10 protein-coding genes and 2 pseudogenes are annotated in these 10,908 nt (G+C 65.1%); 10 read left to right on the top strand and 2 right to left on the bottom strand.

The genetic code is table 11. From position 1 onward, the window contains the following. The 9 genes and pseudogenes from JOZ76_RS31325 to JOZ76_RS31285 all read left to right on the top strand — a co-directional run. Positions 1 to 192: pseudogene (locus tag JOZ76_RS31325) on the top strand (phosphotransferase); the annotation flags it as partial. 230 nt (positions 193 to 422) lie between these two features. Then, the gene (locus JOZ76_RS31320; RefSeq protein WP_291705263.1) at positions 423 to 2,042 is read left to right on the top strand and encodes an ABC transporter substrate-binding protein; all 1,620 of its coding nucleotides are present in this window, start codon (positions 423 to 425) and stop codon (positions 2,040 to 2,042) included. 82 nt (positions 2,043 to 2,124) lie between these two features. Then, the gene (locus JOZ76_RS31315; protein WP_291705262.1) at positions 2,125 to 3,138 is read left to right on the top strand and encodes an ABC transporter permease; all 1,014 of its coding nucleotides are present in this window, start codon (positions 2,125 to 2,127) and stop codon (positions 3,136 to 3,138) included. After that, positions 3,135 to 4,034 carry an ABC transporter permease gene (locus JOZ76_RS31310; protein WP_291705261.1) on the top strand — a complete coding sequence of 300 codons (900 nt, stop codon included), beginning with the start codon at positions 3,135 to 3,137 and terminating at the stop codon, positions 4,032 to 4,034. Before JOZ76_RS31315 ends, JOZ76_RS31310 begins: the two co-directional genes overlap by 4 nt. Before the next feature lie 2 nt (positions 4,035 to 4,036). Further along, positions 4,037 to 5,854 carry a dipeptide ABC transporter ATP-binding protein gene (locus tag JOZ76_RS31305; protein WP_291705260.1) on the top strand — a complete coding sequence of 606 codons (1,818 nt, stop codon included), beginning with the start codon at positions 4,037 to 4,039 and terminating at the stop codon, positions 5,852 to 5,854. Positions 5,855 to 5,871: 17 nt separating this feature from the next. After that, positions 5,872 to 6,051: a DUF4089 domain-containing protein gene (locus tag JOZ76_RS31300; RefSeq protein ID WP_291705259.1), complete on the top strand. Its 180-nt coding sequence runs from the start codon at positions 5,872 to 5,874 to the stop codon at positions 6,049 to 6,051. Positions 6,052 to 6,055: 4 nt separating this feature from the next. Then, on the top strand, positions 6,056 to 7,456 hold the full coding sequence (locus JOZ76_RS31295; protein WP_291705258.1) for an AtzE family amidohydrolase: 1,401 nt from the start codon (positions 6,056 to 6,058) through the stop codon (positions 7,454 to 7,456). Between the two features lies 1 nt (position 7,457). Beyond that, on the top strand, positions 7,458 to 7,856 hold the full coding sequence (gene hpxZ / locus JOZ76_RS31290) for an oxalurate catabolism protein HpxZ (RefSeq protein WP_291705257.1): 399 nt from the start codon (positions 7,458 to 7,460) through the stop codon (positions 7,854 to 7,856). After that, complete coding sequence (locus JOZ76_RS31285) at positions 7,853 to 8,599, top strand: GntR family transcriptional regulator (protein ID WP_291705256.1); 747 nt, start codon at positions 7,853 to 7,855, stop codon at positions 8,597 to 8,599. Before hpxZ ends, JOZ76_RS31285 begins: the two co-directional genes overlap by 4 nt. Here the strand turns inward: JOZ76_RS31285 and atzF are convergent. Then, entirely contained in the window at positions 8,572 to 10,365 is a 1,794-nt protein-coding gene (gene atzF, locus JOZ76_RS31280; protein ID WP_291705255.1) for an allophanate hydrolase, read from the bottom strand. The genes JOZ76_RS31285 and atzF overlap by 28 nt on opposite strands. Before the next feature lie 11 nt (positions 10,366 to 10,376). Between atzF and JOZ76_RS31275 the strand changes: the two genes are divergently transcribed. Further along, entirely contained in the window at positions 10,377 to 10,595 is a 219-nt protein-coding gene (locus tag JOZ76_RS31275; RefSeq protein ID WP_291705254.1) for a hypothetical protein, read from the top strand. A gap of 177 nt (positions 10,596 to 10,772) precedes the next feature. Here the strand turns inward: JOZ76_RS31275 and JOZ76_RS31270 are convergent. Further along, positions 10,773 to 10,908: pseudogene (locus JOZ76_RS31270) on the bottom strand (MarR family transcriptional regulator); the annotation flags it as partial.

Below are 10,908 nucleotides of genomic sequence, written 5' to 3'. Positions count from 1 at the left end.
GGCCGCGTGAAGAGCTTGTTCGAAGGATTTGGCTATGCGCCCGGGCAGGTCAATTTCGCGGTGAAGCGGCGGCTGATGGCCCTGATGCTTCTGCACCGGGCGAGCGACCTCAAGGCGCATGTCTGCATCGAGGGGTGGCAGCAGAAGGCAGACGATCTCCTTCAGTTGCAGGAGTTGATCTGGCCGATCTGAGCACCGCGGGCAGCGGTGCGCAAGACGCGAGCACTTGACCAATTTGCATTACGAGTAGGCAAACGCGCCCCCCCTTGTATGCAATCGGCTTGGCGCCGCGGGACGCGGCGTAAACGAATTTCGTAAGCCTGATCATTGACTTAGGTTATCAATTAGGTTTCGTTAACGCTTGGCATGAACCTTGCGAAGCCAGCTCCAAGACCGCATTCCGGCCGCGATGGAGCCCGCTTATGAAGCGTCGCGATTTTCTGAAATCCGTCTCCAGTGTGGCGGCGGGCACCCTTCTGCCTGCGCCCGCGATCATCTCTCCGGCCAAGGCCGATGCCCGCTCGGAGACGCTGCTGATCATCTCGGAAGGCGGTCCCAACAATCTCGACATTCACGGCGTCGGCACCAACGTGCCGGGCTACGAGGTGTCGTGGAATTGCTACGACCGGCTGATCAGCCACGAGATGAAGAGCGGACCTGGCGGCGTGCCCTATTATGACCGCGACAAGTTCAAGGGCGAACTCGCCGAGGACATAAATGTCGGCGACATGTCCGTGACCTTCAAATTGAAGAAGAACGCGAAATTTCACGACGGCGCGCCGGTCAGCGCCAAGGACGTGAAATGGTCGCTCGATCGCGCGGTATCGGTCGGCGGCTTTCCGACCTTCCAAATGAGCGCGGGCTCGCTGACCAAGCCCGAGCAGTTCGTGATCGTCGACGACGCCACCGTGCGCATCGAATTCATGAAGAAGGATCGGCTGACGATCCCCGATCTCGCCGTCATTGTGCCCTGCGTGGTCAATTCGGAGCTCGTGAAAAAGAACGCATCCGAAAAGGACCCCTGGGGCCTCGAATACACCAAGCAGCAGACCGCGGGGTCCGGCGCCTACAAGGTGACCAAGTGGACGGCCGGCACCGAAGTGGTCATGGAGCGCAACGAGGATTGGGTCGGAGGTCCCCTGCCAAGGATCAGGCGCGTGATCTGGCGCATGGTGCCGCAAGCCGGCAACCGCCGCGCGCTGCTCGAACGCGGCGATGCCGACATCTCCTACGAGCTGCCGAACAAGGACTTTCAGGAGATGAAGGCTGCCGGCAGGCTCAACATCGTGTCGCTGCCGTTCTCCAACGGCATCCAGTATATCGGCATGAACGTGACCAAGCCGCCGTTCGACAATCTGAAAGTGCGTCAGGCGGTCGCCTACGCGCTGCCCTATCAGAAGATCATGGATGCGGTGCTGTTTGGGCTCGCCAATCCGATGTTCGGCGCGCCCGCTGACAGGGCCTCGGAAGTCGCCTGGCCGCAGCCGCATCAATATTCCACCGACATCGAAAAGGCGAAGGCGCTGATGGCCGAAGCAGGTCATGCGAGCGGCTTCGACACGACTCTGTCATTCGATCTCAATTTCGCGCAGGTCAATGAGCCGCTCTGCGTCCTGGTGCAGGAGAGTCTCGGCCAGATCGGCATCAGGTGCACGATCAACAAGGTGCCCGGCGCCAATTGGCGCACCGAGCTGACCAAAAAGGAAATGCCGCTCTGCACCAACGTGTTCTCGGGCTGGCTCGATTACCCCGAATATTTCTTCTACTGGTGCTATCACGGCAACAATTCGATCTTCAACACGATGAGCTACAAATCGCCTGACATGGACAGGCTCATCGACGGCGCGCGCGCCGCTGCGGCCAGCGGCGACAAGGCCGCCTACGAGACGGACGTCAAAGGCTTCGTCGATCTGGCATTTGCCGACATCCCGCGCATTCCGCTGTACCAGCCCTTCGTCAACGTCGCGATGCAGAAGAACGTGTCCGGCTACCAATACTGGTTTCACCGCAGGCTCGACTACCGCGCGCTGGTGAAGGCGTGAGGCGGTCTGCTGACAGGTTCAACGTGAGTGCTGCCGTCGTGCTCGATCCGGCCGCCGCGCGCACTCAGCACAGGGGCCGCGCATGCTGACGCTGATCGGCAAGCGGCTGATGTTCGCGATCCCAAGCCTGATCGGCGTCGTCATCGTCACGTTCCTGCTGACGCGCGCGCTGCCGGGCGATCCCGCGGCCTATTTTGCCGGGCCCGCGGCGACCAAGGAGGCCATCGAGCAGATCCGCAAGAACCTCGGCTTCGACCGGCCGCTGATCGAGCAGTTCTTTCGCTACACCGTCGATCTCGCCCATGGCGATTTCGGCAGCTCGTTGACCACGGGCCAGCCGGTTGCGACTGAGATCCGCAACCGCCTGCCGGCTTCCGCCGAACTCACGCTGTCGGGCCTCTTGATCTCGATCGCGATCGCGCTGCCACTCGGCGTTCTGGCGGCCACGCGGCCGGGCTCGTGGATCGATCACCTCTGCCGGGTGACGACGACGGCCGGTGTGTCCCTGCCGGTGTTCTTCACCGGTCTGGTGCTGGTCTATGTGTTCTATTTTCAGCTCGGATGGTCGCCGGCGCCGCTCGGCCGGCTCGACGTGTTCTATAGTGCGCCGCCGACCATCACGGGCTTCTACCTGATCGACACGCTCGTCGCGCGCGACCTCGAGGCGTTTCGTTCCGCGCTCACCCAGCTCATCCTGCCCGCGGCGACGCTTGCAATCTTCTCGCTGGCGCCGATCGCGCGCATGACGCGCGCCTCGATGCTGTCGGTGCTGGCTTCGGATTTCGTGCGCACCGCGCGTGCGTCCGGGCTCTCGCCCGCCACGGTGATCGTCACCTACGCTTTCCGCAATGCGATGCTGCCGGTCATCACGACCCTGTCCATGGTGTTCTCGTTCCTGCTGGGCGCCAACGTGCTGGTTGAAAAGGTGTTCGCGTGGCCCGGCATCGGCTCCTATGCGGTCGAAGCGCTGATCGCCTCGGACTTTGCCCCGGTGCAGGGCTTTGTGCTGATCATGGCGGTCATGTACGTGCTGCTCAATCTCCTCATCGACATTCTCTACGGCGTGATCGATCCAAGGGTGAGGTTGGAAGGATGAGCAGCATCGCTCCCGCCGCAGAGTCCGTAGCCCCCGCGCCCAGCACGCGACTTGCCGCTGCTTTCGAACATGTCCGATACGTGCTCGGCGAGAACCGCGTTACCGCCTTCGCGTTCGCGCTCCTGATCCTCATCGTCGCCGCGGCGTTGCTGGGCCCCTATGTGGTGCCGTACGATCCGCTCGCCTCCGACACCGCATCGGCGCTGAAACCGCCGTCGGCGGCGCATTGGTTCGGCACCGACCAGCTCGGCCGCGACATTTTTAGCCGCGTCGTGGTCGCGACCCGGCTCGACACGTTCATTGCCATAGCCTCGGTCGTTTTGGTTTTCCTGATGGGCGGGCTTGCCGGCATCGCCGCGGGTTACTTCGGCGGCTGGACCGACCGCATCGTCGGCCGCATCGCCGACACCATCATGGCCTTTCCGCTGTTCGTCCTGGCGATGGGCATCGTCGCCGCGCTCGGCAATACCGTGCAGAACATCATCATCGCCACCGCGATCGTGAATTTTCCGCTCTATGCCCGGGTCGCGCGCGCCGAGGCCAATGTCCGGCGTGACGCCGGCTTCGTGCAGGCGGCACGGTTGTCCGGCAACTCCGAGCTCCGCATTCTCCTGGTTCACATTCTCCCGAACATCATGCCGATCATGATCGTGCAGATGTCGTTGACCATGGGCTACGCCATCCTCAATGCCGCCGGGCTCTCGTTCATCGGGCTTGGTGTGCGGCCGCCGACTGCGGAATGGGGCATCATGGTCGCGGAGGGCGCCTCCTTCATGGTGTCGGGCGAATGGTGGATCGCGCTGTTCCCCGGCCTTGCGCTCATGATCGCGGTGTTCTGCTTCAACCTGCTCGGCGACGGTCTGCGCGACATCGTCGATCCGCAACGGCGGACCTGACCATGACCGCGCAGCCGCTGCTCGAGGTTCGTGATCTCACCGTTGAGTTCTCCACGAGGCGCGGCATCGTGAAAGCGGTGCAGCATGTCGACATCTCCGTTGCCAAAGGCGAGACGCTCGGCATCGTCGGCGAGTCCGGCTCCGGCAAATCGGTGACGTCATATGCGGTGATGCGAATTCTCGACCGCGCCGGCAGGATCGCCGATGGCTCGGTGATGTTCTCCGGCGTCGATGTCAAAGCCGCGAGCGAGGCGCAGATGCGCGATCTGCGCGGCCGCGAGATCTCGATGATCTTTCAGAATCCGCGCGCCGCGCTCAACCCAATTCGAAAAGTAGGCGACCAGATCGAGGACGTGCTGCGGCAGCATGCGCAGTCGACGACTAGCGATGGCGGCGAGAAGGCGATCGAAGCGCTGGAGCAGGTCAGGATCGCGCGCCCGAGCGAGCGCTTCCACGCGTATCCGTTCGAGCTCTCCGGCGGCATGTGCCAGCGCGTCGTCATCGCCCTGGCACTCGCCTGCAATCCGCAGCTGCTGATTGCGGACGAGCCGACCACCGGGCTCGACGTCACCACGCAGAAAGCGGTGATGGATCTCGTCGTCGAATTGACCCGGCAGCGCGGCATGTCAACCATCCTGATCACCCACGATCTGGGGTTGGCCGCGGCTTATTGCGACCGCGTTGTCGTGATGGAGAAGGGCCGCGTGGTCGAAGCCGCCGCGTCGGCCGACATCTTTGCCAGGCCGCAGCACCCCTATACACGCAAGCTGATGCGCGCGACGCCGCGGATCGGCGTGTCGCTGCGCGATCTGCTGCCGGAGGAGGACGTCGCGTCCCCTTCGGATGTCATGGCCGGGCAGGAGTGCGAAGGGCGTCTTCAGAAAAATGACCCGGCCATTCACCAATCCTCGAAAGGTTCATTGTCAGGAGGGGTGGACCCCTCGGTCAAGGCCGGGGGTGACGAGCAGGGAGCACGCGAAGCCCAGTCCCTGCTGATCATCGAAAAGCTGGTCAAGGAATATCCGCGCCAGGGCGCGACCAAGACGCTCGGCAAGCTGTTCGGCCGCAAGCCGCCGGTCGAACCGGACATCTTCCGCGCCGTTGACGGCATCAGCTTCAGCGTCGGCCGCCGCGAGAGTGTCGGGCTGGTCGGCGAGTCCGGCTGCGGCAAGTCGACCACCTCGATGATGGTGATGCGGCTGCTCGACCAGACATCCGGCCGGATTGGCTTCGATGGCGAGGAGATCGGCGGCATCATGGCGAAGGCGTTCGCCCGGTCACCTCTGCGCAAAAGCATCCAGATGGTGTTCCAGGACCCGACCGACTGCCTGAACCCGCGCTTCACCGCGGCACGCGCGATTGCCGATCCGATCCTGCAGATGGGCGACGTCAAGGGGCGCGACGCGCTTCGCGCCCGCTGCGAGGAACTCGCGAGCCTCGTTGGCCTCCCCGTCAACCTGCTCGACCGCTTTCCTCATCAACTTTCGGGCGGCCAGAAAGCCCGCGTCGGAATCGCGCGAGCGATCGCATTGGGGCCAAAACTCGTGATCCTGGACGAGCCGACCGCTGCCCTCGACGTGTCGGTGCAGGCGGTGGTGCTCAATCTGCTGCAGGACCTGAAAGACCGGATGGGGATGAGCTATTTGTTCGTCTCCCATGATTTGAATGTGGTGCGCCTGTTGTGCGATCGTGTCATTGTGATGCGAACAGGGCGAATCGTGGAGCAGGGGCCGGCCGAGCGCGTGCTGGGAGATCCACGGGACGCCTATACGAAGGAGCTCTTGACGGCGATCCCGCATCCGCCGTTGCCGGTGCATTGAACGCGAGGTCGGATGTGATGGCTGAACCGCTGGACGATTACATCGATGCCGCCGCCAGGGCATTGGGACTCAGGATCGAGGACGCCTGGCGACCGGCAGTACGTGCCAATCTCGATGTGTCGCTGAAACTCGCCCGCATGGTTGACGAGTTTCCGCTGCCCGATGAAACCGAGCCCGCAAGTGTCTTTGGCGCCTGAACCCGTGACGCAGGCTGTGGGCAAGGGATGGTCGGCGCAGGAGATCGCGCAGGCGGTCGCGGCGCGCAAGGTCTCGGCGGGTGACGTCGTCGAGGCGGCGCTGGCGCGCATTGCGCGGCACGACACGATCCTCAATTCGTTCACCGACGTTACGGCCGAGCGCGCCCGTGCAAGGGCGCGCACCGTCGACACGGCGATCGCCGCCGGGCGGAGCGCAGGTCCGCTGGCCGGCGTTCCCTTTGCGGTGAAAAACCTGTTCGACGTCGAGGGGCTTGCCACGCGCGCGGGCTCGAAGATCAACCGCGCGCGCAGCCCTGCGCCGCGCGACGCGACGCTGATCGAGCGCCTGGAGGCGGCCGGCGCCGTGCTGGTCGGCGCGCTCAACATGGGCGAATACGCCTATGACTTCACCGGCGAGAATGTGCATGACGGGCCCTCGCGCAATCCGCACGACGTCACGCGGATGAGCGGCGGCTCGTCCGGCGGCTCGGGCAGCGCGGTCGGTGGCGGCCTGGTGCCGATCGCGCTCGGTTCGGATACGAACGGCTCAATACGCGTGCCGTCGTCGTTCTGCGGCATTTTCGGCCTCAAGCCGACCTTTGGCCGGCTGTCGCGCGCGCGCTCGTTCCCCTTTGTCTTCAGCCTCGATCATCTCGGCCCGTTTGCACGGAGCGTCGCCGACCTCGCGCTCGCTTATGACGCCATGCAGGGGCCCGATGGCGATGATGCTGCCTGCACGACGCGCGCGGCCCAGCCGGTCACGCCGCTGATCGCGCAGGAGATCGGGGACTTACGCATCGCGCTCGCGGGAGGCTATTTCCAAACCCATTTGTTTCCGGAAGCGGTCGAGGCGGTGTCGCACGTCGCACGCGCCCTCGACGTGACGCGCACGGTCGAGATTCCGGAAGCCGCCCGCGCCCGCGCGGCGGCCTATGTCATCACCACGACCGAGGGCGCCTCGCTGCATCTCGATCGGCTGCGCAAGCAGCCTGACAACTTTGATCCGGCGGTGCGGGACCGGCTGATCGCGGGTGCGATGGTCCCGGCGCCGCTGGTCGATCGCGCACAAAAATTCCGCCGCTGGTATCGTGGAGAGATGCTGAAAATTTTTGAGACCATCGACGTATTGATCGCGCCGGCGACGCCCTGCGTTGCGCCAAAACTCGGTCAGACCACGTTCGTGCTCGATGGCGTGGAATTGCCGGTGCGCGCCAATATCGGCATCCACACCCAGCCGATCTCGTTCATTGGGCTGCCGGTGGTCGCCGTGCCTGTGCCGCTCCAGCCGATGCCGATCGGCGTCCAGATCATCACCGCGCCGTGGCGCGAGGACGTCGCGCTGCGCGTCGCCTACGCGCTGGAGCAGATGGGCGTGGTAGCTTCGCCGGCGCCGAGGGGGTTTTAGGATGGAGATCGATCTGCCGGACGTGCTGGCGGAGATCACGGCGCAGTTCGCGCGCTACGAACAGGCCCTGGTCTCCAATGACGTGGCGGTGCTCAACGAACTGTTTCATCGCGATGCCAGAACCCTGCGCTATGGCATCGGCGAAAACCTCTACGGCTATGACGAGGTCACGGCGTTTCGCGCCGCGCGCTCGCCGGTTGGGCTGATGCGCCGGACGGCGCGGACCGTCATCACGACCTACGGTCGCGACACGGCGGTTGCCGCGACACTGTTCTATCGCGACACGGCGCCCGGCAAGGTCGGCCGGCAGATGCAGACCTGGATTCGTTTTGCCGAAGGCTGGCGCATCGTCGCCGCTCATGTCAGCATCATCGATGAAGCGCGGGATCAAACGTCATGAGCCTTGACGATGATCGCGCCCCGTCACGGCAGCGGGCCTCTGGTGAAGCCGAGACGTCGGTTCGCCGTGTCGATCGCGCCCAGTCGTCGCCGGCAAAAATCACCCGTGCGGAAGAGCTCCGCCTGCAACTCGCGGATGAGATCGTGCGCGGCGCGCTGCCGCCGGGCGCGGCGCTCGACGAGACCGATATCGCACGGCGCTTTTCGGTGTCGCGCACGCCGGTACGCGAGGCGCTACGGCAGCTGGTCGCGAGCGGGCTGGTCGATGCACAGGCGCATCGCGGCGCGGTGGTGGCGCGGCCCTCGGTCAAGCGGCTGAGCGGCATGTTCGAAGCGATGGCGGAGCTGGAAGCGCTGTGTGCCGGCCTCGCCGCCGAGCGCATGTCGCCGACCGAACGCTACCGGCTGGAAGCCGTGCATGAGGAGTTGCGGGTCTTGAGCTACGCCGGCAACCCGGAGCGTTTTCACGAGGTCAACGAGCGCTTTCACAATGCAATCTACGCCGGCGCGCACAACGACTATATCGCCGAAACGACCCTGGCGACGCGGGTGCGGGTGCAGCCGTTCCGGCGCGCCCAGTTCCGCAATCTCGGCCGGCTTGCCAAATCCCACGCCGAGCACGATCGCGTCGTGGTCGCCATCCTGCGCGGTGACAAGGCGGGCGCCGCCAACGCGATGCGCGCCCATATCGAGCTGGTCCGCGGCGAGTACGAGATCTACACCGCCGCGGCTTCGGCCATGTAGGCGCGCCAGCCGCCGAAGGATGAAATGTCGCGCGCGCCACTGATCGCGGCGGATTCGACCAGAAAGCCTTTCACGGTGCGGCCATCGGCGAGCCGGACCGTGCCGATCGAGAGTGGCGGCGGGATTGCGGCAACGAATTTTCCGAAACCTGTGGCCGAGAGCGACCACACTTCGAGCGCGAGCGCCGTGCCCTTGCCGGCTTCCACACGCAGCATGCCCGGCCGCGCCGGCGTCGTCGGCAGCGCGTAGAGCAGGTAGTCCGGCGCCGTGGTCGTCGCCTCGAGCAGCCGTGCGCCAAGGCGATCAAGCTCGCCGTTCAGCGCCATGCCCGACAGATGTGCGCCGACCACCGCAATCGCGATCTCATCGCTTCCGCCCGCCGGCAGGGGGGTAAGGCTTGGCTGTGGCAGGCTCTTGGCGCCAAGGCCAAGGCCCGTGTCGGCATGGAAGGCGCGGCCGATCGAGGCGAGCAGTGCATCGTGTCCTGCCGGCGCGAGCAGCGTGATGCCGAACGGAATGCCGTCGCGCCGCATCGCGGCGGGCAGGGCCAGCGCGCAGAGATCGAGCAGGTTGACGAAGTTGGTGTAGGTGCCGAGGCGGCTGTTGAGTTCGATCGGATTGGCGAGCACCTGCGCCGTCGTGTAGACCGTCGGCGCGGTCGGCAGCACCAGCGCATCGATGTTGGCAAAGGTGCGCGCGGCGACCTTGCGCAGGGCCTGCAGCCGGTAGAGCGCTGCAAAGGTCTCGGCCGCGGTGAGCCGGTTGCCGGCAGCCGTGATCTCCCGCGTCACCGGATGAATCGCATCCGGCGCCGACGCCAGCAGGTCGCGAATGACCAAATAACGCTCCGCCACCCACGGGCCTTCGTAGAGCAGCCGCGCCGCCTCGTAGAAGGGCTCGAGATCGAACGTGACCAGTTCGGCGCCGAGCCCTGTCCAGCGCTGCAGCGCGGCGTCATAGGCCGCCTCGGAATGCTTGTCGCCGAAGAAGATCAACTGCCCGTTGCGCGGCACGCCGAGCCGCAGGCGAGCCGGAAACGCCGTGAGCGCGGTCAGCGGCCGGTCGCGCGAGAATGGGTCATTGGCATCTGGGCCGGCGATCGCCGCAAGCGCCGCGGCGGCATCATCCGTAGTCAGCGCGAACACCGAGACGCAGTCGAGCGTGCGGCAGGCCGGCACCACACCCGCGGTCGAGATCATGCCCAGGCTCGGCTTCAGGCCGACGATGTTGTTGAGCAGCGCGGGCACGCGGCCGGAGCCCGCGGTGTCGGTGCCGAGCGCGAGCGGCACCAGGCCGGCGGAGACCGCGACCGCCGAGCCCGAGCTCGATCCGCCTGGGATGATGTCGTTGCGGACGGGGTTGATCGGAATGCCATAGGGCGAACGCACGCCGACCAGGCCGGTCGCGAACTGGTCGAGATTGGTCTTGCCGATGACGATGGCGCCGGCTGCGCGCAGCCGCGCCACAGAGGTCGCATCGCGCGCTGGAGTGTAGGCGAAGGCCGGGCAGGCGGCGGTGGTGGCAAACCCCGCGACGTCGATATTGTCCTTTACCGCGACGGGAACGCCGAACAGCGGCAGCTCACCTGCGCCCTTTGTGCTGAGTGCCGCGGCCTCGGCCAGTGCCTCCTTCTCGTCGCGCAGGCTGATGAAGATGGCGGGATCATTGTGGTCACGGATGCGCTGAAAACTGCGCGCGACGGTTTGCGCCGGCGTTTGGCTGCCGTCGCGATGCGCCGCGACAATCGCGGCAACGGTTTCGGTCACGCAAAGCTCCGATGGAAGGTCTCGTTGCGATCTGGCATGGTGCCGCTTTCTTGTCCTCGCGCGGGCAAAAACTGAAACCGATCGAAGCAAGCGGTGTGCCATTGTGTACAAACGCGTCCAGCAGCCCGCGCGTCAATATCTGCATTGAGGATCAATCGCTTCCGGCCGAATTCGGATCGGCGGAGGATTTCATGCCCGGCCTGACCAAGGCGATTTCGCCTAATTTTTGAGCATGACGGGCCGGTCTCCCGCCCGGAGCAGCCGGTGTCACGAGGCCGGGCTGCCGCAGTTTTTGTTGCCAAAGCAACTAAGTCGTGCGACGGTCGGGCAACAAGGGCGGAAGCGAGCAATCGCCTGGCGTGCAGAGAGGAGGAGCCATGACGGGCTGCGCCCATTGGCGCATTCGATCAGGATTGGGCTGTGACCGCGCCGAGATTCTCGTGCAGGCGGCGCAGCAGGTCGATCAGGACCTCCTGCTCCTCCTGATCGAGACAGGACAACAATTTCCGTTCGCGCTCCAGCGCCGCGACAATGACCTGGTCA

This window comes from Bradyrhizobium sp. (assembly GCF_019244115.1).
GTDB lineage: Bacteria > Pseudomonadota > Alphaproteobacteria > Rhizobiales > Xanthobacteraceae > Bradyrhizobium.
The sequence above is the reverse complement of the archived record's forward strand: the minus strand, read 5'-3'. Positions and strand labels throughout refer to the sequence as shown.